The sequence below is a fragment of the Treponema primitia genome (genome assembly GCF_046533075.1).
In the GTDB taxonomy this organism is placed as follows: domain Bacteria; phylum Spirochaetota; class Spirochaetia; order Treponematales; family Breznakiellaceae; genus Termitinema; species Termitinema primitia_B.
This window is the reverse complement of the sequence record NZ_JAJQRB010000064.1, coordinates 34390-59805: the sequence shown is the minus strand read 5'-3', so window position 1 is coordinate 59805 and position 25416 is coordinate 34390. Positions and strand designations below refer to the sequence as shown.

Genomic DNA, 25416 nt, shown 5'->3' with positions numbered 1-25416 from the left:
TCAGAGAGCCTTCAAATTTCGTTGTTCCACGACCCACTCGGTAAAACGCCATTCGATAATGGTACGCTCTCCCATGTCATAGGCCTGGGTAAAATACCGGTTCGCCAGGGTGGTATTGCCCCGGACATCGTAGTAACTCGCCAGATAGTACAGCATCTGGGCCTTAAGTGTGGGGTTTTGTTCCTGATCAATCCGTGCGGCCACATCACTGTCCCCGTTCAGATCATGGTAGAGCCGGATCACATACCACTCTAAACTATCCCGCTTAACCTTCCGCAATACCTCTGCAAGAAACGGTTTTGGATCCGTTATCCTGCCCGCCCGCATCCAGCACAGGGAAGTAAGCAGGGCATAGGAAAAGGTTTCCGGCGCCTGTCTATAGGTCGCCATAAAGGCATCCCTCGCCTCGGCCCAGAGACCCCTCCGCATTTTGTGGATCCCCACGCCTTCAGAAGCAAAATAGTAATCCGGTTTCAGCCTGGCAAGAACCTCGTAATCATGTTCCGCCCCTTCGTAATCCCCCAATTCATCCTTTATCCCGGCGCTGTACACATAGGCGATGAATATATTCGGATCTATCCCTATGGCCCGGTTAAATTCCGGAAGGGCTTCCTGCTTCCGCTGCAGATCCACCAGGACGATTCCCCGGTCAACGGCTATCCAATAATCATTACTGTTAATTTTTTTAGCCCGGTCCAGATCGTTTAAGGCATCGGCATAAAAGCCCGCTCCCTCGTAAAGCCGGGCCCGTTCGGTTAAGGGTCTGGTCCATTGGGGATAGAGGGTAACCGCCTTGTTCAACAGGGACTCCGCCGCCTTGGGGTTCCGCTGGTACCGGTACACCCCGGCCCGGCCGAGAAGTGCATCACCATTGTTCGGGTCCGCCGCCAGGGCTTTGTCAAAATAGGAAGCCGCAGTCTGCAGGGATTTACCCAGAACCGCTATAGTCCCCAGGGCAGCAAGGGCCTGCACATGGTTCGGATCGATTTTGATGATACGTTCCAGGATCGCCTTCTGTTCCCGTTCCTTTCCCTGAATACTTTCCAGGGAGGAAAGTACATAGAGGGCTTCCGTATTATTCGCATCCCCGGCGATAATCCCTTCAATAATACTCCGGGCCTCTCCCATTCTGCCTGCGGAGCTTAATACTGAAGCCTTCAACAGACGAATATTGGAAGCAGCGGCAACTTCGCTGTCCAGACGATCAAAACATGCCAGGGCGCCGTCGTAATCCCCCCGGCCGAGCAAATCCGCCACAGCGGACAGGATAGACTCGGTATCAGTTGGAGGGATCTCCTGGGACACGACCAAAACTGCTTGGGGAGCAGGGACTTCAACAACGGGAGCCGAAACAGCAGCCGTTGTTGCGGCAGGGACCTGCTCTGCAGGACGGGAAGAGCAGGCAAAGGACAAAATTGTCAGAAGGAAAAAAACCCCAGAGTATCCGGTATTCATATTTATTCATAATATAGTACAATCATCTTAAAAGCAATAAGTTGCAATTTGAACACCTATAGGATATCTTAGAACAGGATGAGAAAACCCATTTTTCCTCGTATTATCAGCCTCGTCGTTTTGTATGTGGGTGTATTTGTCATGCTGGTGGTAATCCAATTTACCGAACACAGGAATTTCACCCAAAAAATCGGCGACTTTGTAGTTTCCGGCCACTATGGCAAACAAGTCCCGGCGGCGCGGGAAACTGCGTTGCAAGCAGCAGAGGCTTCCCACGATAACGCACGCCCCCTGAATGGGGAGTCAAGCGTTTTTTACGGAGGAATGGAGTTCTTCCTAACGGATGATGATAATATCGACAGCCTCTGTATCCTGAACCGGGATGGCAAAAGGGAACGGACAAGACCCATCGCTATAACCGTATCCAAAAACAGCGCCCTATTTATGCTCGCCGGCGGAGCGGAGCTGAGCTTCACCAGCCAGAATACCAGCGGAAGGCAGGAACTCAGGATAGGCGCCAATCTGCCCGAAGGATACATGGGGCTGGAACTTCCCTACCGTCCCCTTGGCAGCTCCCGTATCAGGCACAACGACGATGGAGAATCCCATATCATCGCCGATGGGAAAAGCTACCGGTTCACCAATTCTACGGTGGACGCTGTCCGCCATTTGATTCTTATGGATATTCAAAATCCCCTTGTTTTCTACGGCGTGGTCCCGGGGATTGAAGTCCTTGACCCCTCCCGTTTTATCCTCAGTTCCACCAAGGATAGGCGGAACTACAATGATGTTCTTAACCGCTGGCGGGCTCAATCCTTCTCCCTCTGGGGAGAGAACATCGGAGACAATCGGAATGAGGAAACGCTTCTGGCCTATCTTTCCGAATCCTTACAGCGCGGTACCTTTCAGCCTGCGGTTTCCGCAATATCCCCCGATTTTTTGGAGGGCAATCAAAAAAGCTTTAAATCTACCGTATATATAGGACATTTGGATCAGGGGCTTCGTTCAAACGCCGTTTTTGAACGGGAAAATTTCAACAGCTTGACTCGGCTTATCGAAAACGGGTCCGCAGACTTTCTGAAAAATTTCCACATCATCGAATTTCTCGCCATCCGGGGCTACAACAATCTGCTTGACAGCGCGGCCGGGATAGTCCGTTCCATTGATACCGCCGCACTGGACCCGAATTTGATACCCGGTATCCTGGAAGGCTATATGGACTGGCAGCACTACCAGCCCAATGAGGAAAATCCCTTTGAAGGGCTAATGGATCAGTCCTGTTTTGCCCTATCCGAGGGAATCGTTATGGACAATCAGCGGGAGCGGATTTTTGTCTTTGACAAGGGGATGGCGGATCTGGAATTTAACCTCCGTTTAGGGGCAGGACTAATCGCCTACGGTGAATACGCCGGCCAAGAAATCTGGGATGGAATAGGCCGCTCTCTGGTTTTGTCGGTACTCTCCCTTGTGGACGAGACCGGCACGGCCCCCCTTACCCTGGGCCTCTCTGAAAATGGCGACATCACCCCCGCCAACAGAGCGGTTTCCAATGCTACCCTAAGCTCCGCCCGGATCTACCTGCAGCTCCGGCTGGGAGATTATATCGCCAAGGCCATAAGCTTGGGTCCCGCGATAAACGGGGGCTGGACTTGGACCGCCGCCGCCGGGGTTACGGCAAGTTTCAGCCAGGAAAATAATGCCTTGGATATTTCCGTATCCTTCCCCAGTGGGAAGACCCATTATATGCTCATTCGGGGCATACGGCCCTTTACCCAGATACAGCTCTACAATATCCCCTTCCGAACTGATCCCCAGTTTGAGCGCTACGATTCCTCGGGCTGGGCCTATTCGCCATCGGAACAAACCCTGATGGTCAAGATGAAGCACCGCCTGACCACGGAGCACATACAGGTGTTCTACTAGCAACAATTATATTATGGTCCCGCCCCCCACAACTATATCCCCCTCGTAAAGCACCACCGCCTGACCCGCAGTGATGGCTCGCTGAGGTTCGTCAAAGTCCACCCGCAGGGTATCCTCCCCGGTCTGTTCCGCCGTGGCCCACTGCTCTTTCTGAAGGTACCGGGTCTTAACGGTTACCCGTAACGGCTTCTCCAGCCGGGCATAGCTAATCAGGTTAAGCTCATTGGCGGTCAGCGCTTTTGTGTAGAGCGACTCCTCGGGCCCCAGGGTAACCGTATTATCCACTACTGATTTAGCCTTAACGTACACCGGTTCGTTCAGCGCAATCCCCAGCCCCCGCCGCTGACCAACGGTATACCGGATGATACCCCGGTGCGTACCCAGGACCCGGCCCGCTTCATCAATGATATTCCCCTCGGCCGAGCGCTTCCCGGTATAGCGTTCGATAAAGCCGCCGTAATCCCGGTCGGGGACAAAGCAGATATCCTGGCTATCGTGTTTCTTCGCGTTCACAAAACCCTGGGCTTCGGCTATTTCACGAACCCGGGGTTTGGTCAGCCCACCCAGGGGAAACTGAGTATGGGCCAACTGATCCTGGGTCATGGCGTAGAGGACATAGCTCTGGTCCTTTTTAGTATCCAGGGCCCGCTTTAGGAGGAACCTGCCGGCGCCGTCCCGTTCTATCCTGGCGTAATGGCCGGTAACGATGGTATCAAAATCCAACTGCCGTGTCCGTTCAAGGAGCCGGGAAAATTTGATGAACCGGTTGCAGTCTATACAAGGATTAGGGGTGGCCCCCTGTTCGTAGGTTTCGATAAACCGGTTTATCACCCTATCCCGGAACTCTTCGGTAAAGTTCAATACGTAGTGGGGCATATCCATGCGGTAGGCCACCGCCCGGGCATCGTTTATATCATCCAGGGAACAACAGGAATTATTCTTAGGCTTTCCAATAGCATCGTTCACAAAAAGCTTCAGGGTTATGCCGATGCATTCATACCCCCCATCTTTCATAAGCCAGGCCGCGACGGAACTATCCACCCCGCCGGACATGGCTATGACCGCCTTTCCGCGAACCATGGAGTTCGAATCATCCCTGGGAAACAAGGTCTTCACAGGAACGCATGGCCAGGATGGTTTTTTCGATAAGCTTGTCCAGCTCCCAGCCCAACATAGCGGCCCCCTTCTCGATAACCGGCCGGGAACAGCCCGCCGCAAAAGCCGGGGTCTTATACTTCTTCTTAACCGATTTTACTTCCATATCTTGCACACTTTTGGAGGGCCGTATAATAGCCACCGCCCAGATAAGCCCCGTAAGCTCGTCCGCTGCGTAGAGCACCTTCTCCATCTCATGCTCGGGCTTAACATCCACGGTTAACTCATATCCATGGCTGCATACCCCGTGGATAATGTCCTCCCCAACCCCGCCTTTCCGCAGCAGCTCCGGAGCCTTAATACAATGCTCCTTGGGGAATTCCTCAAAATCGATATCGTGGAGCAGTCCCACGATACCCCAAAAGTCCTCTTCCGCCCCGTAACCCAGGTCCCGGGCATACCAGCGCATCACCCCTTCCACGGTAAGCGCATGCTGGATGTGAAAGGGATCTTTATTGTAGGTCTTAAACAGTTCCCAGGCTTGGTCCCGGGTAATGGTATTAGTTTCAGCCATAAGGATAGTTTAATAAAAAGGAACAGAAAAGAATATGCCCCACAAAACACTTACCTTGCCCGGGTAGTGGACATAAATTTCGTTATGTGCCATAGTCTGGTATGGAAACCCGTAATATTTTCCAAAATATTTCACCTATAGATCATCGTTATTCTATTTCCGAAAAAGCCCTGTTTGATTCCCTCAGCGCCTGGATTTCCGAGGAAGCTTCGATAGCCTCCTGCGTGAAGGCGGAGATAGCCCTGGTTATTGCCCACCTGAGCGTTCGGGGCAGTCTGACGCCGGCCCTGAAAAGCGCTCTGGAAGAGGCGGGGGCGAAGATCGATCCGGCGGAGGTCTACGCCGAAGAAGAAAAGACGAAGCATAATATCCGGGCATTGGTGAATGTCCTTAAAACTAAGGTTCCCCCCGAAACCGCGCCCCTGGTACACCTTGGCGCCACCAGCGTGGATATTTTAGACACCGCCCTTTCCTATCGAATGACCGGGGTCACCCGGGAAGTGGTACTCCCCTTGCTGAAAAAACTGGAACTCCTGCTCTGCGACTTTGCGGAGCGCGAGGCGGAAACTCCCCAGGTGGGGCGCACCCACGGCCAACATGCGGTACCTATCACCCTGGGCTTTGCTTTGGCGGAATACGTGTCCCGGCTGGGGAAGTCGATCCTGGAAATACAACGCCTTTCGGGACAGCTCAAGGGAAAACTTGCGGGCGCCGTGGGGGCCTACAATGCCACGAGCATGATCGTTAAGGACCCGGAGGAACTGGAGCGGCTCTACCTGGCCGGTCTTGGACTTGAAGCTTCTGAACATTCTACCCAGCTTGTGGAGCCCGAATATCTTCTGCGGCTCCTTCTGGAATTCAATGTTGCCTTTGGAATCATCGCCAATCTGGCGGACGACCTTCGGAATCTTCAGCGCAGCGAAATAGGGGAACTCCGGGAGGGCTTTTCCGCCGACCAGGTTGGATCATCCACCATGCCCCAGAAGCGGAATCCCTGGAACTCGGAACACGTTAAGAGCCTCTGGAAGGCCTTTATGCCCCGGGTTACAAGCTTCTTTATGGACCAGATAAGCGAACATCAGCGGGACCTGTCCAACTCGGCGAGCCAGCGTTTTATAGCGGACTATGCCGCGGGGTTCTGTCTGGCGGTGAGCCGCATGGCCTCGGTTATCCGGGGCCTGGGGGCGGACCGGGAACGGCTGCTCCGCAACCTGCGCGGCGAGACCGGTATTCCCGGTGGAGTTCTCGCTGAACCGGCCTACATACTGCTTGCGGAGACCGGCGTTTCCGATGCCCACGAGGTTATACGAAAAATCACCCTGACGGCGGAAAAAGAGAACATTAGTTTTGCTGCGGCCCTGACAAAGGAGGGGGATGTCCTTTCCCGAATTGGCGGCAAGATGGCGGAACTGGGACTTGTGGCATCCGCTTCCGATGCCCTTTCGTTTTTTGAAAAGCCCGAACGGTACTGCGGTCTTGCGGTAAAGAAGGCAAAAACCCTGTCCGCAAAATACAGGCAATTAATGAGGAATGAGGAGTGAGAAAGGAGGAGCGAAGGATTTTTTATTTCCTAACTCCTCATTCCTATTTTCTAATTCATATTTAGGAGTTATACTATGTTTGCAGAAGCCCTATCCTACGATGATGTCCTGCTCTTCCCGGGGTACTCAGATACTCTGCCAAAGGATTGCGATGTCCGTACCACCTTATGCGCCGATGTGGATCTGAATGTTCCCATCATTTCTTCCGCCATGGATACGGTAACCGAGGAAAAGCTGGCCATTGCCATTGCCCTGGAAGGAGGCGCCGGGGTGATACACCGGAATTTGAACCCCGAGGAACAGGCTCAGCAGGTGTCCAATGTAAAACGCTACCTCAACTGGATTATCGATTCCCCGGTTACGGTGCTGGAAAATGCCCTGATCCGGGATGTAAAGATCCTACGGGATAAGTTCCGGATTTCCGGGATGCCGGTGCTGAACCGGGAAGGGCAGTTGGTGGGGATCATCACCAACCGTGACCTTCGGTTCTGCCAAGACGATACCCTGGCGGTGGCGGAGGTGATGACCAGGGACCCGGTGACGGAGCAGGGGGTACCCACGGTTTCCAGCGCCCGGGATAAGTTTGATAAACACCGGATTGAAAAACTGCCCGTGGTTGACGCCAAGGGGCTGCTCACGGGGTTAATCACCGTTAAGGATATGGAGAAGCACGCCCGTTACCCCAAGGCAGCCACCGATAAGGGAGGGCGGCTTATCGTTGGAGCGGCGGTTTCCCCTATGGATTATCCGGTACGTATGCCCCTCCTTAAAAACGCTAAGGTAGATTTTGTGATCCTGGATACCGCCCACGGGGATTCAAAGAACGTTATGGATGCGGTGCGGGGTATAAAAGAACAATTCGGTATCCCGGTTGTGGGCGGGAACGTGGCATCCAAAGAAGGTACCCGCAGGCTTATTGAAGCCGGAGCGGATGCAGTAAAGGTGGGGATAGGTCCGGGCTCGATCTGTACCACCCGGATTGTGGCCGGCGTGGGGGTGCCCCAGTTCACCGCAGTTTGGGACTGCGCCGAAGAGGGTGCAAAGCACGGCATACCGGTTATTGCCGACGGGGGGATTAAGTTTTCCGGCGATATCACCAAAGCCATCGGCGCCGGCGCCAGTGTGGTGATGATAGGGAATCTTTTTGCGGGGCTCAAGGAAGCGCCGGGCAGTGAGATTATCTATGACGGCAGAATCTACAAGGAGTACCGGGGCATGGGCAGCTTAGGCGCCATTAGCGATGGTTCCGGCGACCGGTATCAGATGACCAAGGATGAAACACCGGTACCCGAGGGCATTGAAGGCCGGGTTCCCTATAAGGGGGAACTGCGGAGTTACCTTCATCAGCTGGTGTCCGGGCTCCGCAAAGGCATGGGTTACTGCGGGTGCAAGACCATCGAAGATTTTAAGAAATACCGTAATTTCATACGGATCACCGCTGCGGGTTTGAAGGAAAGTCATGCCCACGACGTGACCATCACCCAGGAAGCCCCGAACTACAGCCGGGTATAAGCCTCATTTTTGCGTGCGGACAAGTCTTTTTTGTGTTATATTTAGGTAATATTACGATCCTGGATATTTTTATTGCATAGTGGGGTAGGTTAAAGATGAAAGCTTGGGAATACACCTTTAGAAAAACGCAAAATGCCTTCCCTGTAATCCTGTCCGAAGATGAACAGACTTGGCGTATGATGTCGGAATTTGAAAAAAACGCCGATGCCTTGCTGAAAACCTCTTGGTCCAGTAACGTTCCGGGTTCCTCCGCGCCGGAATGCCTTATCGCCGGGGCTATACAGTCCATGGAGAATATGGGTTATCGGGTGGATGAGGCGGAGCGGCTCTTTGAAGAAGGACTTGCGGCCTTGGCAGCGGAGGATCTGCAGAAACTGAATATCCTTACTGCCCATATCTGGCAGACCATGGATACTCTTCCGGTTGATACCCAGTCTTCATATTGGAATTATAGGGTTTACCGGGACTTTGAAACCTATGAACAGACAGTTTCTCTGCCGGCGCCGATCCCGGTTGATGTGAAAAGCAATGATTTTTATGATCGCACCTATGCCGCCTGGATTGCCCGGATTTCCGGGGGCGCCCTGGGTACTGCCCTGGAAGGGTATACCGCCGCCCAGCTCAGGAAAAAATTCGGTGAGATCCGCTCCTATGTCCGGGAACCCAACACCTATAACGATGATATTACCTATGAGATAGCCTTTCTTACCGCCTGCGAACAAAAGGGGCCTCTGGTAAGTTCCGCAGATATCGCGGATCAGTGGTTAGCCTTAATCCCTATGGGCTGGTCGGCGGAACAGATCGCCCTGGATAATCTACGGAGGGGAATCTATCCCCCGGAAAGCGGATTCCTGAAAAACCCTTACCGGGAATGGATAGGTGCACAGATGCGGGGGGCAATCTGTGGTCAACTAGCCCCGGGAAACCCCCGTGAGGCGGCGCGGCTGGCTTGGCTTGACGGGGTCATCTCCCACGCCGGGAATGGCGTCCTGGGGGAAGTGTTCAACGCCCTGCTGGTTTCCATTTCCTTTGTTGAAGCCGATCCCCGCCGCTGCCTGGACCGGGCTATCGGCCTTATCCCCGCTGACAGTGAATACCACTCGGTGATACAGTTTGCCCGGGAGCAGGCGGAATTGGGAGATTTTGCCGCCGCTTGGGCTGCTTGCGAAGATCAGTACAAACAGTACAACTGGATCCACGCTTATCCCAACGCAGCAGCGGAAGTAATAGCGCTATGGTTCGGAAATGGCAATTTTGATGAGACCATGTACCATATCGCCATGTGCGGGCAAGATGTGGACTGCAACGCTGCACAGATCGCCGCTGTTCTTGGGGCGCAGCAGGGCAGGGATGCTATTCAGGAGCGCTGGCTCCGGCCCCTGGGGGATACGGTCCTAACCTATCTGCGGGATGACATGAAGAGGATAGAGCTTACATCCTTAGTGGATAAAACCGTACGTACCGCCGGATTGTTTAACAGGACTGCTTGAAGGGATCAACAATATCTTTTAGAAAGATATTTTTGTATAAATGTTTTTTATGGAGGAAAACGATGCGGAAATTACTTTTATTGAACTGTTTGCTCTTGGCCATGCTGAGCGCCTGCGGAACCAAGGATAGCGGTTCTGCGGGAACCGGGGGCGGCCTGAAAGTTGCCCTGTTGATTAACGGAAATCTGGGGGATAAGTCCTTCCACGATTCTGCCAATAATGGCCTTTCCATGATCCGGGACAAATTGGGCGGGCAGATTAAGGTGGTGGAAGTCGGTTACGACGATTCAAAATGGGAGCCCGCCCTGCGGGATCTCTGCGACGAAAAGCACGATATCATAATTTGCGGCACCTGGCAGATGCAAGAGCTGGTTGCCAAGGTTGCGCCGGATTATCCAAACCAGAAAATCATCGTGTATGATACTTCCATGGACTATGCCTCGGATACCAAGGGGGTTTATAAAAATATTTATTCTATTGAATACAAGCAGAATGAAGGTTCCTATCTTGCGGGGGTTCTGGCCGCATCAACGAGCAAAACCGGGATTATCGGTTTTGTGGGCGGCATGGACAACACCGTTATTCGGGATTTCCTGGTGGGTTATATCCAGGGCGCCAAGGATTTTAACCAGAACATCAAGGTCGTTCCCTCCTTTGTGGGCAACTTTAGCGACACCGCGAAAGCGAAAGAGTTGACCTTTGCACAGTACCAGATGGGCGCCGATGTAGTTTTCTCCGTGGCATCCAATGCCGGGGAAGGAGTCCTGCAGGCAGCCAAGGAACGGAACCACTTAGTGATTGGGGTGGATTCGGATCAAGCCATGCTCCACCAGGACAGCGATCCGGAGATGGCAAATCTTATCATGTCCTCCATGCTGAAGCGGGTGGATCAGTCCCTCTATCTGGCGGTACAACAGGCTATTGCGGGAACCCTTGCTTGGGGAACCCGGGTGGAATTGGGAATAAACGAAGACTGCGTAGGCCTTGCGGATAACCCCATCTACCAGAAAGTTGTTCCTGCGGATGCGCGATCTACGATTACTAAGTTTAATGATCAAATTAAGGCAAAACAGATCCAGGTGATAACTTCTTTCGGCATGGATCAAAGCAGCTTTACTACCTTAGTAAATCAGGTTCGCCCCTAAGCCGGCCTGATAGGGATAATATATGACAGAAATCTTGCGAATGCAGAAAATTGTAAAAATATACCCCAACGGCGTGATAGCCAACAATAGCGTTGACCTGAGTGTAAACGCAGGCGAAATCCACGCCCTGATGGGGGAGAACGGCGCGGGAAAGACTACCCTGATGAAGATACTTTTTGGAATAGAAGCGCCTTCTGAGGGGCAGATCTTTTTTAATGATCTGGAACTGCACGTCAAATCTCCCCTTGATGCTATACAAACGGGGCTCGGCATGGTCCACCAGCACTTTATGTTGGTGGATTCCATGACCGTGGCGGAAAATATCGCACTGGGCATGGAGCCGGTCAAGGGTGGTTTTCTGGACTACAAGCGGATCACCTCCGAGGCCGAAGCTATAATCAAGAAGTACAACTTTGCCATCAACCCTTTAAGCCGCATACGGGACCTGCCCATTGGCGCCCGGCAGAAGGTGGAAATTCTCAAGGCCTTATTCAGAAAAGCTAAACTGCTGATCCTGGATGAACCTACAGCGGTATTGACACCCCAGGAAACAGAAGAGCTATTCCAACAGCTCAAGATGCTGAAAGAACAGGGGCATACGATTATTTTTATTTCCCACAAGATAAACGAAATCAAGGAAATCTGTGACCGGATCACCATCATGCGGAATGCCAAAACCGTTGGGGTCTACGATGTTGCTAAACTGAGCAAGCAGGAAATCTCCAACCTCATGGTGGGGAAAGATATGGACTGGAGCATCCAAAAAAATCCGGCCAATATCGGCGACACCGTTCTGGCAGTGCGTAGTTTGGGTGTGGTGGACGAGGCAAACCGGCGCCTGCTCCAGGACATTCAGTTTAATCTTCGTACGGGGGAGATCCTGGGGATAGTCGGGGTTGAGGGCAATGGTCAGCGGGAATTGGTAGAATCTATTACCGGCCTGCGGAAACCCGATACGGGCAAGGTGGAACTGTTTGGTAAAGAAATAGCGTCGCTAACCATTAAACAGATTCGTGATGCCGGTATGGCGCATATCCCCCAGGACCGGATGACCAAGGGTGTGGCTCTGTCATCATCGGTGCGGGAAAATCTTATTTCGATAGAATTCAGCGGGGACAAGCTTTCGCACGGCCCCTTTCTCAATATAAAAGAAATTGACACCCGGTCGGAGAATCTGATCCGGGATTACCAAATAAAGGTTGATACCCCGGAGGTACCGGTACGGATGCTTTCCGGCGGTAATATCCAGAAGGTGGTGGTGGCCCGGGAATTTTCATCCAAGGGGAAATGTATCATAGCGGATCAACCCACCAGGGGCATTGATGTGGGTGCAGCGCAGTTTATCCACAAAAAACTCCTTCAGCTCCGGGACGATGGGGCAGCAATACTGCTCATATCCGCAGACCTTTCCGAAGTCATGGACCTGAGCGATACCCTCCTGGTGATGTATGGCGGCCGGATTGCGGCGTATTTTCAGTCTGCTGCGGAGATTACCGAAGAAGAGCTGGGGCTGTATATGCTGGGAATTAAGCAGCAAAGTGAAGAAGAATTGCTCCTTGCAATGAAAGTTCCCGTTCAAAGGAGTTTGGCATGAAGAAATATTTCGGTAAAAAAACGAATATTGAAACCCGCTTTGAGATACTGCGTTTTTCAACAGCAATATTGATAGCGGTGCTGCTATCCTTTGTTATCATCCTCTTGGTAAGCAAGGAACCCCTGGCAGCGTTTCGGGGCCTCTTTTTAGGACCCCTGTCCTCCTGGCGGCGTTTCGGTAATGTTGTTGAGCTGGCCATAGCGCTGACCTTTACGGGTCTTGCGGTGGCGGTGATGTTCAGCGCCAACCAGTTTAACATGGGCGCTGAGGGCGGATTCTATGCCTCAGGCGCAGTAGCCGCCATGGCTGCCCTGGCGTTGCCTCTGCCTCCGGTGATCCATCCTCTGATAGTAATACTATTGGGTGGTCTTACCGGTGCAATTGTCTGCGCCATCCCCGCCCTGCTTAAACAGAAATGGGGTGCATCGGAACTGGTATCCTCTCTGATGCTGAACTACGTATTTTTTTATTTTACACGGTACTTTACCAATACTGTTTTTAAAGACCCCGACAGCGGTTATGTTTCTACCTACCTGCTGCCCATCACGGCAAAACTGCCGAAGATCATTCCGGGGACCCGGATTCACGCAGGGCTTTTTATCGTGATCCGGGCAGTAATCCTGACGATGATTTTTATACGACGAACCACCTGGGGTTATGCCCTTATTCAGACCGGAAGGAACCCCGGCTTTGCGGCTTATTCGGGGATCAATACCCCGGTGGTGCTGATCTATTCCCAGCTTATCGGCGGGTTTATCGCCGGTGTCGGCGGTTCGGTGGAGATCCTGGGGATGTATGATCGCTTCCAGTGGCAGAACCTGCCGGGCTACGGATTTGACGGTATCATCGTAGCTATCCTTGCGAAAAATAAACCCCAGTTTGTACCTGTGGCGGCTTTCCTCCTTGCCTACATACGGATTGGGGCAGATCGTATGTCCTCCGCTACGGATGTTACCAGTGAGATGATTTCCATTATACAGGGAATAATTATAATGCTGGTGGCCGCCCAGGCTTTTATGAGCCATCAACGCCAGAAGATGCTGGTAAGGGAGTTGCGAAACAATGGATAATATCCTTCAGTATATTTTTGCCGTGGACTTTGCTTATTCGGTACTCCGGGTAACCACCCCCATACTTTATGCGGCCCTGGCTTCGGTTGTGGCGGAACGGGCCGGCGCCTCTAATATCGCCTTGGAGGGGATCATGCTTTTTTCCGCCCTCTTCGGCGCCATAGGTTCCGGACTTAGCCACAGCCTGCTCTGGGGTTTCCTGGCGGCCCTGGCCGGGGGACTGGTGATCGCGGTACTCCTGGCCTATTTCGGCCTCTATCTGAAAACCGACATCATCCTGGCCGGTATTGCCCTGAATACTCTGGCTACCGGGGGCACAGTTTTTCTGATGTACGCTTTGATCGGGGATAAGGGCAGTACCTCCTCCCTGGTTTCCCTCAGTTTCCCCCGGCTGGATATTCCCCTTATCCGGGATATCCCCGTATTGGGCAGGATCATTTCCGGTCAAAATACCTTAACCTATCTGGCCTTTATCATGGTTTTTGTGGTTTGGGTTCTGCTGTTCAAAACCCGGCTGGGTTTGCGTATACGGGCGGTAGGGGAAAACGCCGATGCTGCGGAGTCGGTGGGTATCCATGTACTGCGGACCAAGTTTGCCGCGCTCATTATAAGCGGCCTTTTGGCTTCCGCCGGCGGGGCCTTCCTCTCCATGGGGTACATGAGCGGCTTTACCCGGAACATGGTTTCCGGCCGGGGCTTTATTGCTTTAGCTGCGGCGGCCATGGGGCAGCTTTCCCCGGCGCCCACTATGCTAGCCTCCCTGGTATTCGGCTTTTTTGACGCCATGTCCAATATCATGGCAGCCATGCGTATACCCGATGAATTTGTGAAGATCGTTCCTTATTTTGCTACAGTCTTCGGGCTGGTAGTTTTTTCCGCCCTTCGCGCATGGAGAATGAAGGGCCAGAAGGCCGCCGCCTTAGGCAATAGTTTTACTCACAAAATTTAAGGAGAAACGGATATGAAGAAAATACCTGTAATAATGGACTGCGACCCCGGCCATGACGATGCTCTGGCCCTGATCCTTGCCTTTGCCAGTGATAAATTGGATGTAAAGGCAGTGACCGTAACCGGCGGCAACCAGACCCTGGCAAAAACCCTGCGGAATGCCAAAAGAATTTTGAGTTATATCGGGAAACGGCCGCCCCTGGGAGCCGGAGCGGATAAGCCTATGTTTCGGGAACTGGAGACTGCCCCGGAGGTGCATGGCGAAAGCGGCTTGGACGGCCCTTCTCTTCCGGAGACGGATTATCGGGAGGAGCCTATTCCGGCGGTGGACTTGCTGCGTAAAACTATTCTGGAAAGCCCGGAGCCTATTACCCTTATCCCCACAGGGCCGCTAACCAATATCGGGATACTCCTTACCGCCTACCCGGAGGTAAAACAGAATATCGCCCGGATATCTCTCATGGGCGGGAGCATCCTCGCCGGTGGGAACTGGACTTCCGCTGCGGAGTTTAATATCCTGGTGGACCCCGAAGCAGCGGACATTGTGTATACATCGGGAATACCCATTACCATGTGCGGCTTGGATGTAACCCATAGGGCAATGATCCTGGCCAATGAAACAGAGACCCTGCGGAAGCTTGGCGGAAAGATCCCGGTGCTGGCAGCGGAGCTTATAGATTACTTTTCAAAATACGATACCAGTCTGGGTTTCTCCGGAGCCCCCCTTCACGATCCCTGTGCAGTAGCCTGGCTTATCAAACCGGAGCTGTTTACCACCCGCGATTTTTATGTTGAAATCGAGACAAAAGGAAAACATACCACGGGCATGACCATGGCGGATCTCCGTTTCTGGACCAAGGCAAAGCCCAATGTTACGGTCTGTCTTGATCTGGACCGGGAAGGGTTTATCCGGCTTCTCATGGACGCCTGTGATTCTTATCCGAAGTAAGCGTGGTATGAGATTTTTTGTTAGAAAAGGCTGAAGCACAGGCGGCAAAATAGCGCTTGACAGGGGGAGGCTTTTGGTGTATTGTTTCTATATATAGAAACGCAAAAAGATTATTATAGGAGTATTTTATGAAAGCGGTTTACAGGTTAGTTTGCAGCATCTTGTTGGCGGGCATGGTGTTGAGCGCTTGTGCGAAAAAAGAAGGAGCTGCGCCCGGGGCGACCGTTGCGAAGCGGTATTCCATCGGGTTTATCCAGCTTATTGACAATGTTACCTTCAAAGAGATGCGGGATGGGTTTTACGCGCGTATGGCGGAGCGGGGATATGGCGAGGATCGGCTTACGATCAATTATAAGGATGCCCAGGGCGACACCGGTACGCTGAACACTATTTGTCAGGAAATGGGAAACGGGAAGTACGATGTGGTCGTAACCCTGGCAACTCCTGCGACCCAGGCCTTTGTCAATCTGGAAAGCAGTATTCCGAACATCTTTATTTCGGTGGCCGATCCGGTTGCGGCGGGTGTTCTTACGTCCATGGCAAAACCTGACAAAAATGCCACGGGGACCTCAAACTTTATTCCGGTGAGTGAACTTTTCAAGCTTGCGGATAAACTCAGTCCCGGCATTAAACGCTATGGCATGATTTACAACTTTGGTGAGGTGAACGCGGTTTCAACGATCAACAAGGCGAAGGAGTATCTCGATTCTACCGGTATCACATATCAGGAGATCATGGTAACCAATTCGTCGGAGGTCCAGCAGGCGGCGGAAGCCCTTGCGCCCAGGATTGACGCCTTCTTTATTCCTAACGATTCAATGGTAGTTTCCGCAATGCCCCAGATTGTTGAAGCGGCGAATGGCCGGAAGATTCCTGTGTACGGAACAGCGCTTGCCCACGTAAACAGCGGCGCCCTTGCCACGGTGGGAATCAGCGACGCCCTTATCGGCGCCCGTTCCGCAGATATGGTGATCCAGTATTTGGAAGGGACGCCGGTTGCGGACATGCCGGCGGTTACCTTTGATACGCTTTATACTATTATTAACAAGAAGACGGCGGATACAATCGGTGTTGCAATCCCGGCTGAATTTGCTTCCGCAACATTGATTGGAAATTAAGTATGAACATCCTTGGTTCTTTGCAGCTTGGGTGTATCTATTCGCTTTTAGCGCTCGGTGTTTTTATCGCCTTCCGGGTGATGAATACACCGGACCTGACGGCGGACGGGAGTTTCACCCTTGGTATGAGCGTTTCGGCGGTGTGCGCCGTGGCGGGACATCCGTTTTTGGGGCTGTTTGCAGGGCTCCTGTTCGGCGCCGCTGCCGGCATTGTTACCGGGCTTTTGCAGACAAAGGCGGGCATTCACCCCATCCTTTCCGGCATACTGACGATGACAGGCCTGTACAGTATCAATCTTCTGGTGATGCAGGGAACGCCGAATATTTCACTGCTTGGCCACGGGACGCTTTTTTCTCTTATACAACAGAGCTTTCCCCCGGGTGCAAAACAGTTTGTCCGTCTGGGGATTACCCTGGTAATATGCCTTGCGTCCATCGCTGTGGTGGCATGGTTTTTTAAAACCGCAGTGGGTCTGCGTATCCGCGCCACCGGCAGCAACGAAAAAATGGTACGTGCGTCCTCGATTAACGCCGATGCCATGCGTATCGCGGCAATTGCCCTTGCCAACGGGTTTATCGGCCTGTCCGGGGCTTTCCTTGCGCAGTACCAGGGTTACGCCGACATTAACGCCGGTACGGGTATCGTTATCATCGGGCTTGCCTCGGTGATCATCGGAGAAACCCTGTTCCGGCTGCGTTCCTTGAGCGGCGGGCTTATCGCTGCCGCCGCCGGCGCCGTTATTTACCGTCTTTTGATAGCCCTTGTGTTGTGGCTGAACTTTTTCCCCGCCTATATGCTCCGGTTTTTATCCGCAGTAATTGTAACCATAGCCCTTGCTGCCCCGCAGATCAGGCGGCTTTTCCGTACCCGCGATAAGGGGGTGCAACATGCTTAGTGTTCAAGGCGCGTATAAAACCTTTGAAGCCGGTACGCCCAATGAAAATGCCGTTCTGCGCGGGTTAAACCTTGAGCTTAGCGCCGGGGAGTTTGTAACAATAATCGGCTCAAACGGCGCGGGAAAATCAACGCTGTTTAACGCAATTGGGGGAAACATCCCTTTGGATGGGGGTTCCATCATCCTTGACGATGAGGATATTACCAACAAAAAGGAGTTCAAGCGCGCCCGGGATATAGGGCGGCTGTTTCAGGACCCCCACATGGGTACTGCGCCGGACTTTACCATTGAAGAAAACCTTGCGCTTGTATATTCAAAGGTAAGCAGGCGTTTTGCCCTTTCTCGGGCGCTCCGTGCAAAGGACCGGACCTACTTTGCGGATGTTGTGTCCCAGCTTGATATGGGTCTTGAAAGCCGCCTGAAAACTCCAGCCAGCCTGCTTTCCGGCGGACAGCGGCAGGCGCTGACACTTTTACTGGCAACCCTCGTACCGCCGAAACTGCTCCTGCTTGACGAGCATACCGCGGCCCTCGATCCGGTGAGCGCCAAAAAGGTTATCGATCTTACCGGCGAAATTACGAAAACACACAATATTACTACACTGATGATCACCCATAGTATTTCCCAGGCCCTGGAACTTGGAACGCGTACCGTAATGATGCATAAGGGAAAAATCGTGATGGATATTTCCGGGGATGAGCGGCATAAACTTAGCGCCCAGGGTCTGCTCGAACGCTACAAGGAAGCTGTCCACGAGGAGCTTGATTCCGATAGAATACTGTTGGAATCCTAGCGCCCGTAGATATGGGTAAGATGTTCAATCTTCTTCGCCAGTTCACCCTGCAGCGCCTCGCCGTTCATACGCCAACGCCAGTTGTTACCCCCGGTGGTAGAAGGGGTGTTCATGCGACCGGTGATTCCCAGACCCAGGTAATCCTGCATAGGGATAATGGTGAGATCGGCGACGCTTGAAAGGGCGGAACGGATAAAAGCCCAGTGGCCTTCCCGAATGTCCCGGAGGCCTAGGTACTCCCTTGCAAGTACCACATCCTCGAAGCGGGCGGTCTTAAACCAGCCAAGACTGGTGGGATTGTCGTGGGTGCCGGTGTATACCACGCAGTGCCGTTCAAAGGTGTGGGGCATATAGTCGCTGGATTCCCGGGAATCAAAGGCGAACTGCAGTACCTTCATCCCCGGATAGCCCGAGGCCCGCAGAAGTTCCCGTACCTCCGTGGTAAGGTAGCCAAGGTCCTCAGCAATGATGTTGGCCCCGGGCAGTTCACGGTTTATCGTGTTAATAAAACTGAGCCCCGGGCCTTTAACCCATTCGCCTCTGCTGGCGTCTTTGTCCGCCGCGGGGATGGAATAGTAGCTTTCAAAGCCCCGGAAATGGTCGATCCGGGTTACATCGTAAAGCTGCATACAGGTCCGTAGCCGGAAGATCCACCACGCATACCCATTCTGCTCCAGAACATCCCAGCGGTAGAGGGGATTCCCCCAGAGCTGTCCCCCAGCGGCAAAAGGATCCGGCGGACAGCCCGCCACCCGGATTGGCCTGCGCTGATCGTCCAGCTGGAACAGATCGCTGTTCGCCCAGGTATCGGCGCTGTCCAGGGCAACGTAGATGGGGATATCGCCGATAATCAAAACACCGTTACTGTTCGCATAAGCCTTGATGTTTTCCCACTGGGTACGGGCCTGAAATTGTACCCAGGAATGGTACTCAATATCCTCCGCCAGCTTTTCCTGATATTTGGCCAGGGTTTTCTCTTCCCGGAAACGGAGCTTCTCCCCCCATTCAAGCCAGGACGCGCCCCTATTGTATCGTTTTAAGGCCATAAAGAGGCTGTAGTCATTAAGCCAAGCGGAGTTTCTTTCCCGAAACTCCCGAAAGGTATTTCCGCCATGGGCGGAAGGATTTTCTCTGAACCGGTCGAATGCCATACGTAATAATTTTCCCCGATGTGCGTACAGCGCGGCGTAGTAGACCCGGTTCGGTTTAATACCCCAGGGAACGGCTTCAAGTTCCTCCCGGGTAAGGAGTCCCTGGTCCCGGAGTATATCCGGATCAATGTAGTAGGGGCTTATGGCAAAGGCGGAGAAACTCTGATAGGGACTATCCCCCCAGCCGGTGGGCCCCAGGGGCAGGATCTGCCAGTATTTCTGCCCGGCCTCTTTCAAAAAATCAACCCAGCGCCGGGCGGCTTCCCCAAAGGTTCCAATGCCGTAATGGGAGGGTAAACTGCTTACCGCCAGCAGTATTCCTGCGGATCTTTCGGACATGACCCTAACCCTTCACCGATCCTGCGGTAACGCCCTGGATGATATGTTTCTGGCAGACAAAGTAGAAGATAATAATCGGTATAACCGCCAGACCTATCATGGCCATCATATAGCCCCAGTCGATGGAACCATAACCGCCCCGCAGGTATTGTACCGCCACCGGTATGGTCCGGTATTCCGAACCGATTATCAGGTTGGGCAGGAGGAAGTCGTTCCATACCCACATGGCGTTGAGGATCGCCACGGTTACGGCAATGGGGGCCAGCATGGGGAAGATCACCGAGAAGTAGGCGCGTATGGGGGTACAGCCGTCGATGGTCGCCGCTTCTTCCACGGCAATGGGGACGGACTTAACAAAGCCGCTGAAGAGAAACACCGACTGGGCTGATCCGAAGCCAAGATAGAGCACCAGAATACCCAAGGGATTGTCAAGGTGAAGGAAATTCGCAACCTTGGTCAGGGGGAACATTACCATCTGGAAGGGAACAATCATGGCAAATACAAAGGCATAGTAGAGGCCCTTGCAGAAGCGGCCGGTACTCCGGGTGATATACCAGGCGGTCATGGATGTAAAGAGCACGATGATTACCACGGAAAACACGGTGATGAAAAGTGACCAGCCGAAGGCGCTGAAAAATCCCGTGGCGGCAATTCCGCTGACATAATTGTTGATCCCCGTAAAACTTTCAGCGTTGGGGAATGCAAAGGGGGTATTGATGACGAAGAGTTTTCCCTTAAAGGAGTTCAGGAATACTAACAGGATTGGCGCTATGAAGAGCAGGGAAATAACAAGGAGAACCAGAATTATTACCAGCCCGCCGAGGGTCAGGGGTTTCCGCTGTTGTTGGATACCACTCAATTGGTTATCTCCTTGCGCCGGGTAATGGTAAGCTGTACCAGGGTGATGACCACCACCACCAGGAAGAACAGCAGCGCCTTAGCCTGACCGACCCCTTCCCAGCCGACACGGCTGTAGAAGGTATTGTAAATATCCAGGGCCACCATGGCGGTTTCCTTACCCGGCGCACCAGCGGTAAGCGCCAGGTTTTGGTCGAACATCTTAAAGGAATTGGCAATGGTCATAAAGAGGGTGATAGTTATGGAGGGCATCACCAGGGGTATGGTGATCTTCCGCAGCACCGTAAAGGGACCTGCCCCATCGATGGTGGCGGCCTCCATAATATCTCCGGGTATATTCTGTATCCCCGCAATAAAGATGATCATCATATAGCCGATAAACTGCCAGTTGCTCAGGATTACCAGACCCCAGAAACCGTACTTGGCGTCCACTGTGATGGTTACCCCAAAGATACTGAGGAATCCGTTGATGATGAACTGCCAGATATACCCCAGCACGATACCGCCGATAAGGTTGGGCATGAAGATCATGGTACGGAAAATATTTGTGCCCCTGATCCCCCGGGTAAGCAGCAGGGCCAGGGCAAAGGCGGCAACATTGATGATAATAACCGAAACAACGGTAAACAGGGCCGAAAATTTCAGGGCATTTACAAAATCGCTGTTGGAAAAAGCCCGGACATAATTACTAAACCCCACCCAACTAATATCAGTCATGGTGGTAAAACGGGCAAAGGAAAGAACGATCCCCGCAATAAAGGGAATAACAAAAGCGATTAGAAATGCTATCAGTGTGGGACCTACAAAAAACAAAAAATACTTTTTAAGCGATTTTTCCACGTACGCTCCTTTTTATATTGAAAAACACGGTTACTGAATAGCCGCTTTTTCCGAAGCCCAGCTTGTGACCGTTTCCTTGGTTAGGTCGTCCCAGGACTTATTACCCAAGGCGTACTGATACAGGTCCGCCCCCAGCTCGTTTTTGAATTCCTGGCTGGGGAAGGTGGGGAAGTTCCAGGCCACGGAGTTCAGGCTGGAATTATCCAGGTACCGGAACATTTCCTTAACCAGGGGGTCCTCCGGCCGTTCCAGCGGACCAAAGGTGCTGAAGGGCGCCACGAATCCCAGTTTTTCAATGACGTTCTTTTTCCCCGCTGGAGTGTTAAAGAGCCATTCCAGCAGTTTGAGGGAAGCTTCCTGATCCGCCGCGGAGGCCCGGGCGTTTACGCAGATGAAGTTTTCCGTACCCGTACAAAGCCCCTGGGCCTCCTCCCCGTTTACACCGGTATAGATGGGCAGGAACTTAACATCCTCCGGTTTTACCACATTGCCCGGTTCACCGGAGATCTGGCTCCAACCCCAGTTGCCGTTCTGTACCATAGCCACCTGTCCCAGGGCAAACTCCGACATGGAATCTCCCACGGTCTTGGAGCCAATCATTTTGCGGTCCGTTATGGAATTGTTGATATAGAGGTCGAAAATGTTCTGATAGTTTTTCGTATAGGTAAGCTCGATTTTTTCGAGGTCTCCCACGTTCTTCGCCTGATATTCATAGTAGACAGGCAGGTTGGCCAAATGGGTCTGCCAGCGCCAGTCTTCACCGGGGCTGAAGGAAGTGGAGGCGAAAACCCCGCCTATGCCCAGGGCAGCCTTGTTTTTCGTCATATCCTCTACCACTGCCTTGAGGGTGGCAAAGTTTTTAATATCCCCCACACCGGCGATATTCACCGCCCTATTGGGCAGGGCGAAGTATTTCCGCATAATGGCGTCGTTGTAGATGATGCCGTAGGTTTCCACCGCATAGGGGATACCGTAGACCCCGCCGCCGGAACTGATCGCCATACTCTTGTCCAGAAGCCAGCTGTAGAGCTGGCTATCCTTAAGATCCGCGCAGTAACTGCCCCAGGTTTTATACCCCACGGGACCGTTGATATTGAACACCGTCGGCGGGGCGGATTTGGCGATTTCCGAGCGCAGGGTCTGCTCGTAGCCTCCGCTTGCGGCGGTAACCACTTTCATGGGAATACCGGTTTCCCGGGTAAACTGGGCGGCCACCTCTTCCCATTGGGCCTGGATTTCCGCCTTGAAATTGAGCAAATAGACCGATGGAACGGCATTCTTTTTTGCACAAGCGCCGAATAGGGCAGCTATAATAAGAATTGACAAAATATACCGGAACATTTTATTTTTTTTCATAAAATTCCTCAAAAGAATATTATTTATAATATAATCATCTAACTTGGCATGCATCTTGTCAATGAAAGGGTAAAAATTTCAAATGAAATCCTGGCTAAACCGGGAATTGCCCCGGCAAAAATGTAGATTTTAAAAAATCCTGTAAAATGGCGAGTTAAATGCTATACCTAATCCTCCTTCTCCAGTTTCTTCAAATACTCTGCGATAACCCCCCGGACGGCTCCCTTTACCGCCTGTTCAACCGCGGTAACTGCCGCCTCTTCAATATCCGTCAGAACCGCCACATGGAGCTTTTTGAGAGTTCCCGCAGGGGAAGGGGGCATTGAAAATAGCTCCGGGCTTTCAATTTCCAGGGCCGCTGCGAGCCGTTCCAGCATTTCCGGGGAGGGAAACTTCTTTTCCAGTTCGATCATCGCAACATATTGAGTAGACGTGTCCGCCTTTTCCGCCAGTTTTGCCTGCGATATGCCGAGAATACGCCGTTTTTCCTTCATGTTAAGGGCTAATATCTCTCTTAATTTTGCCATGTCTTATAAGTCTACTTGCCTATAAGGAAATCATAAGGTTATAGAAGTACTTGACTATTGCCTAATAGACGATTATTATGAGAATGTTATGATGTTCTTATGGATGATCCTCTTAAAATCCATAGGTTATAAAAGGAGTGTTTTATGGGTATTTTTTTATCGAAATATGGGAAAAACCGATGGATGAAAATCACCGCCGAAAAAAGCCGAATTCTGGCAGGAATTCTGGGTTTATTGGTTTTGCTTTCTTTGAGCGGATGCGCGTCCCTTTTTTCTTTATTTAAATTTAAATCCAAGGTTGCCGATTCCATTACCTTTGATCCCTCCACATTGCGGAATGTTATGCGAGTGTCGGATGATAAAATGTGGAAAGACCACGTAGTATTATCCCCGGATGGGAAAAAGCTGCTCTATACCGAAAAGGACGGTAATTCCTACAAGATCATGCTCCTCAAGGATATTTCGATCTTCGCAAAAACCCCTATCGTGAATGAAGCGGGATTTTATCCTTCATGGTTTGGGGACAGCACAGGTTTTGTTTATGTTACCAATGATGGCGGTTCCTCCAAACTGGTACGGTCCAGTATTACCGGGGGCGGGAAGGTCTATATCACCCGGAATCCTATCGGTAAATCCGACTATAATCCCGCCGAAAAAGACGGCCTTATCATCTGTGACACGGATATTAACGGTAAGCGCCAGCTGGTCAGCTTAAATTTTAATGGATCGGACATTACCGTCCTTGGAGAGGGGCGGCGGCCGAGCTGGCATCCGTTCCTGCCAAAGGTTGTATTTATCAAAGAAGGCGCTATCTGGGAAATGGATTCCAATACCACTCAGATTACCCAACTTTATATTGACCGACAGAATGGGGTAACTTTAACGTGTGATTCCCCCAGTTATTCTAAGGATGGGAAATACATAGTATTCTCCAAAAAAGCGGCAGTGGCTAACACGAATACCAAGTATAGCCATTTATTCAGAATCAATGCCGACGGGTCGAATTTAACGCAGTTAACCGAAGGTATGGTGAACGCATTTTCACCGAGCTGGGGACTAGATAACACCATTTATTTTATCTCTGACGCCGGCGGCTTTAACGAAATATGGACGGCGACGATCCTTATTGAATAGCATGAGTATATGAAAAAACCATTTTTCTTATTCCTGCCAATTCTTGCCGGTCTTGTCCTGATGGTTACTCCCGTCTATGCCCAGAACCGGTTGACTCCCAAGACGGATCTGTCCGCTATCCCCGGCCAGCGGGAATCGGAAATCACTGTCAACTATGTGAGCGGCGAACATCCCGCGCTTATATACGTTGACGGCCAACTTTCCGCCCAGAACGATCCGGGAACCCTGGAAAAAATAATCGTGATGAACGGAGAACATTCCATTGAGGTTGTCTTAAACGCATGGAATGTTCGTTCAAAAAAATGGATGCAGGGGGATCGGCAAAGCATATCCTGTCGGCCCCAATCCAATTCTATAACGATCGAATTTGATGAAACCATAACCGGCGTTATCAGGGGGCTGCGGATAGCAAAGGTTGAGGCTCTGAACCGGGCAGGTCCCCGGACAGTGGTGCAGGGAACAACCGCCGCCCCGGCGAACACCGGAAACACCGACGATATCGAAGGCGCACTGAGCCGGGCGGGAAAAATCCTGGTAAACGAACTCCCGGACGGGGCGACCATAGCGGTTATCAGTATTGCAACCCAGGATAGAAATATGGCGGAATTCGTTATTGAGGAAATTACTTACATCCTTGTGCATACCGGTTATTTCAGAATGGTAGACCGCAGAAGTCTTGATGCCATTCGGGATGAACAGAATTTTCAGATGTCCGGAGAAGTGGATGATAATTCGGCAGTATCAATTGGCAATAAGCTGGGGGCAAACATTGTTATCACCGGTAGCATGAGTGGCGAAGGTGTTTTGCGGCGTCTGCGGGTTAAGGCCCTTGATGTGAGAACCGCCGAAATAGTAGCCATGGCATCGGAGGCGTTTTAAAAGATTATGATACAGGCGATAGGAAAAATGACTAAGACACGGTCTTGTATTCTTCGGCTTTTCTTTATAATAATACTTTTAGTAAATCAAAAATCATTTTTAAGTTCCCAAACAACGCCGTAGTGGGTAATCAATACGGCAGCCGTCTATCCCGACAGTCAGTAGCCTTGCGTTGTAGAATCTACCAAGGGCAGAAATACCGGAAAATCTTGTTTTTTCATAGAATTCC

The 25416-nt window shown here is 51.9% G+C and carries 22 protein-coding genes; 14 read left to right on the top strand and 8 right to left on the bottom strand.

Features of this window, described 5'->3' with window-relative positions; genetic code table 11:
• Positions 1-1455 (bottom strand): tetratricopeptide repeat protein, encoded by a 1455-nt coding sequence (locus LQZ19_RS13465; RefSeq protein ID WP_411048193.1) that lies wholly within the window; start codon positions 1453-1455, stop codon positions 1-3.
• A gap of 78 nt (positions 1456-1533) precedes the next feature.
• Here LQZ19_RS13465 and LQZ19_RS13460 point away from each other — a divergent pair, with 78 nt between their 5' ends.
• Positions 1534-3378, top strand: a complete 1845-nt coding sequence (locus LQZ19_RS13460) for a hypothetical protein (protein ID WP_411048192.1) — start codon at positions 1534-1536, stop codon at positions 3376-3378.
• A gap of 6 nt (positions 3379-3384) precedes the next feature.
• On the opposite strand, the gene mnmA is transcribed toward LQZ19_RS13460, so the two are convergent.
• Together mnmA and LQZ19_RS13450 are read right to left on the bottom strand one after the other, a co-directional pair.
• Entirely contained in the window at positions 3385-4458 is a 1074-nt protein-coding gene (gene mnmA, locus LQZ19_RS13455) for a tRNA 2-thiouridine(34) synthase MnmA (RefSeq protein ID WP_411048191.1), read from the bottom strand.
• 10 nt (positions 4459-4468) lie between these two features.
• Complete coding sequence (locus LQZ19_RS13450) at positions 4469-5047, bottom strand: hydrolase (protein ID WP_411048190.1); 579 nt, start codon at positions 5045-5047, stop codon at positions 4469-4471.
• A 101-nt stretch (positions 5048-5148) separates the two neighbouring features.
• Between LQZ19_RS13450 and LQZ19_RS13445 the strand changes: the two genes are divergently transcribed.
• The 11 genes from LQZ19_RS13445 to LQZ19_RS13395 all read left to right on the top strand — a co-directional run bounded on the left by LQZ19_RS13445 (position 5149) and on the right by LQZ19_RS13395 (position 18103).
• Entirely contained in the window at positions 5149-6588 is a 1440-nt protein-coding gene (locus LQZ19_RS13445; protein ID WP_411048189.1) for a lyase family protein, read from the top strand.
• 75 nt (positions 6589-6663) lie between these two features.
• On the top strand, positions 6664-8100 hold the full coding sequence (gene guaB / locus LQZ19_RS13440; RefSeq protein ID WP_411048188.1) for an IMP dehydrogenase: 1437 nt from the start codon (positions 6664-6666) through the stop codon (positions 8098-8100).
• Between the two features lie 95 nt (positions 8101-8195).
• Entirely contained in the window at positions 8196-9590 is a 1395-nt protein-coding gene (locus tag LQZ19_RS13435) for an ADP-ribosylglycohydrolase family protein (protein WP_411048187.1), read from the top strand.
• 62 nt (positions 9591-9652) lie between these two features.
• On the top strand, positions 9653-10735 hold the full coding sequence (locus LQZ19_RS13430) for a BMP family ABC transporter substrate-binding protein (RefSeq protein WP_411048186.1): 1083 nt from the start codon (positions 9653-9655) through the stop codon (positions 10733-10735).
• Positions 10736-10757: 22 nt separating this feature from the next.
• The gene (locus LQZ19_RS13425; protein WP_411048185.1) at positions 10758-12329 is read left to right on the top strand and encodes an ABC transporter ATP-binding protein; all 1572 of its coding nucleotides are present in this window, start codon (positions 10758-10760) and stop codon (positions 12327-12329) included.
• A complete protein-coding gene (locus LQZ19_RS13420; protein ID WP_411048184.1) occupies positions 12326-13399 on the top strand; it encodes an ABC transporter permease in 1074 nt (357 codons plus the stop codon). The genes LQZ19_RS13425 and LQZ19_RS13420 overlap by 4 nt, the downstream gene beginning before the upstream one ends.
• The gene (locus LQZ19_RS13415) at positions 13392-14348 is read left to right on the top strand and encodes an ABC transporter permease (protein WP_411048183.1); all 957 of its coding nucleotides are present in this window, start codon (positions 13392-13394) and stop codon (positions 14346-14348) included. The genes LQZ19_RS13420 and LQZ19_RS13415 overlap by 8 nt, the downstream gene beginning before the upstream one ends.
• Before the next feature lie 12 nt (positions 14349-14360).
• Positions 14361-15296, top strand: coding sequence for a nucleoside hydrolase (locus tag LQZ19_RS13410; protein ID WP_411048182.1), 936 nt, complete (start codon positions 14361-14363; stop codon positions 15294-15296).
• Between the two features lie 128 nt (positions 15297-15424).
• Entirely contained in the window at positions 15425-16414 is a 990-nt protein-coding gene (locus LQZ19_RS13405; protein ID WP_411048181.1) for an ABC transporter substrate-binding protein, read from the top strand.
• Between the two features lie 2 nt (positions 16415-16416).
• Positions 16417-17310 carry an ABC transporter permease gene (locus LQZ19_RS13400; protein WP_411048180.1) on the top strand — a complete coding sequence of 298 codons (894 nt, stop codon included), beginning with the start codon at positions 16417-16419 and terminating at the stop codon, positions 17308-17310.
• Positions 17303-18103 carry an ABC transporter ATP-binding protein gene (locus LQZ19_RS13395; protein ID WP_411048179.1) on the top strand — a complete coding sequence of 267 codons (801 nt, stop codon included), beginning with the start codon at positions 17303-17305 and terminating at the stop codon, positions 18101-18103. The genes LQZ19_RS13400 and LQZ19_RS13395 overlap by 8 nt, the downstream gene beginning before the upstream one ends.
• Here LQZ19_RS13395 and malQ read toward each other — a convergent pair.
• From malQ to LQZ19_RS13370, 5 genes are all read right to left on the bottom strand, one after another.
• Positions 18100-19593, bottom strand: a complete 1494-nt coding sequence (gene malQ / locus LQZ19_RS13390) for a 4-alpha-glucanotransferase (RefSeq protein WP_411048178.1) — start codon at positions 19591-19593, stop codon at positions 18100-18102. The genes LQZ19_RS13395 and malQ overlap by 4 nt on opposite strands.
• A 4-nt stretch (positions 19594-19597) precedes the next feature.
• Positions 19598-20452 (bottom strand): carbohydrate ABC transporter permease, encoded by an 855-nt coding sequence (locus LQZ19_RS13385; protein ID WP_411048177.1) that lies wholly within the window; start codon positions 20450-20452, stop codon positions 19598-19600.
• On the bottom strand, positions 20449-21291 hold the full coding sequence (locus LQZ19_RS13380; RefSeq protein ID WP_411048176.1) for a carbohydrate ABC transporter permease: 843 nt from the start codon (positions 21289-21291) through the stop codon (positions 20449-20451). The genes LQZ19_RS13385 and LQZ19_RS13380 overlap by 4 nt, the downstream gene beginning before the upstream one ends.
• A 30-nt stretch (positions 21292-21321) precedes the next feature.
• Complete coding sequence (locus tag LQZ19_RS13375) at positions 21322-22647, bottom strand: ABC transporter substrate-binding protein (protein ID WP_411048175.1); 1326 nt, start codon at positions 22645-22647, stop codon at positions 21322-21324.
• Between the two features lie 167 nt (positions 22648-22814).
• Positions 22815-23174 carry a helix-turn-helix domain-containing protein gene (locus LQZ19_RS13370; RefSeq protein ID WP_411048174.1) on the bottom strand — a complete coding sequence of 120 codons (360 nt, stop codon included), beginning with the start codon at positions 23172-23174 and terminating at the stop codon, positions 22815-22817.
• A gap of 144 nt (positions 23175-23318) precedes the next feature.
• On the opposite strand from LQZ19_RS13370, the gene LQZ19_RS13365 reads away from it, so the two are divergent.
• Both LQZ19_RS13365 and LQZ19_RS13360 read left to right on the top strand, forming a co-directional pair.
• Positions 23319-24308, top strand: coding sequence for a TolB family protein (locus LQZ19_RS13365; protein ID WP_411048173.1), 990 nt, complete (start codon positions 23319-23321; stop codon positions 24306-24308).
• A gap of 9 nt (positions 24309-24317) precedes the next feature.
• Positions 24318-25187, top strand: a complete 870-nt coding sequence (locus LQZ19_RS13360; RefSeq protein ID WP_411048172.1) for a CsgG/HfaB family protein — start codon at positions 24318-24320, stop codon at positions 25185-25187.
• Positions 25188-25416 lie beyond the last annotated feature (229 nt).

Coding starts and splice junctions, on each gene's coding strand:
- LQZ19_RS13465 (WP_411048193.1), bottom strand. CDS start 1,455: ATGAATACCGGATACTCTGGGGTTTTTTTCCTTCTGACAATTTTGTCC.
- LQZ19_RS13460 (WP_411048192.1), top strand. CDS start 1,534: ATGAGAAAACCCATTTTTCCTCGTATTATCAGCCTCGTCGTTTTGTAT.
- mnmA (WP_411048191.1), bottom strand. CDS start 4,458: ATGGTTCGCGGAAAGGCGGTCATAGCCATGTCCGGCGGGGTGGATAGT.
- LQZ19_RS13450 (WP_411048190.1), bottom strand. CDS start 5,047: ATGGCTGAAACTAATACCATTACCCGGGACCAAGCCTGGGAACTGTTT.
- LQZ19_RS13445 (WP_411048189.1), top strand. CDS start 5,149: ATGGAAACCCGTAATATTTTCCAAAATATTTCACCTATAGATCATCGT.
- guaB (WP_411048188.1), top strand. CDS start 6,664: ATGTTTGCAGAAGCCCTATCCTACGATGATGTCCTGCTCTTCCCGGGG.
- LQZ19_RS13435 (WP_411048187.1), top strand. CDS start 8,196: ATGAAAGCTTGGGAATACACCTTTAGAAAAACGCAAAATGCCTTCCCT.
- LQZ19_RS13430 (WP_411048186.1), top strand. CDS start 9,653: ATGCGGAAATTACTTTTATTGAACTGTTTGCTCTTGGCCATGCTGAGC.
- LQZ19_RS13425 (WP_411048185.1), top strand. CDS start 10,758: ATGACAGAAATCTTGCGAATGCAGAAAATTGTAAAAATATACCCCAAC.
- LQZ19_RS13420 (WP_411048184.1), top strand. CDS start 12,326: ATGAAGAAATATTTCGGTAAAAAAACGAATATTGAAACCCGCTTTGAG.
- LQZ19_RS13415 (WP_411048183.1), top strand. CDS start 13,392: ATGGATAATATCCTTCAGTATATTTTTGCCGTGGACTTTGCTTATTCG.
- LQZ19_RS13410 (WP_411048182.1), top strand. CDS start 14,361: ATGAAGAAAATACCTGTAATAATGGACTGCGACCCCGGCCATGACGAT.
- LQZ19_RS13405 (WP_411048181.1), top strand. CDS start 15,425: ATGAAAGCGGTTTACAGGTTAGTTTGCAGCATCTTGTTGGCGGGCATG.
- LQZ19_RS13400 (WP_411048180.1), top strand. CDS start 16,417: ATGAACATCCTTGGTTCTTTGCAGCTTGGGTGTATCTATTCGCTTTTA.
- LQZ19_RS13395 (WP_411048179.1), top strand. CDS start 17,303: ATGCTTAGTGTTCAAGGCGCGTATAAAACCTTTGAAGCCGGTACGCCC.
- malQ (WP_411048178.1), bottom strand. CDS start 19,593: ATGTCCGAAAGATCCGCAGGAATACTGCTGGCGGTAAGCAGTTTACCC.
- LQZ19_RS13375 (WP_411048175.1), bottom strand. CDS start 22,647: ATGAAAAAAAATAAAATGTTCCGGTATATTTTGTCAATTCTTATTATA.
- LQZ19_RS13370 (WP_411048174.1), bottom strand. CDS start 23,174: ATGGCAAAATTAAGAGAGATATTAGCCCTTAACATGAAGGAAAAACGG.
- LQZ19_RS13365 (WP_411048173.1), top strand. CDS start 23,319: ATGGGTATTTTTTTATCGAAATATGGGAAAAACCGATGGATGAAAATC.
- LQZ19_RS13360 (WP_411048172.1), top strand. CDS start 24,318: ATGAAAAAACCATTTTTCTTATTCCTGCCAATTCTTGCCGGTCTTGTC.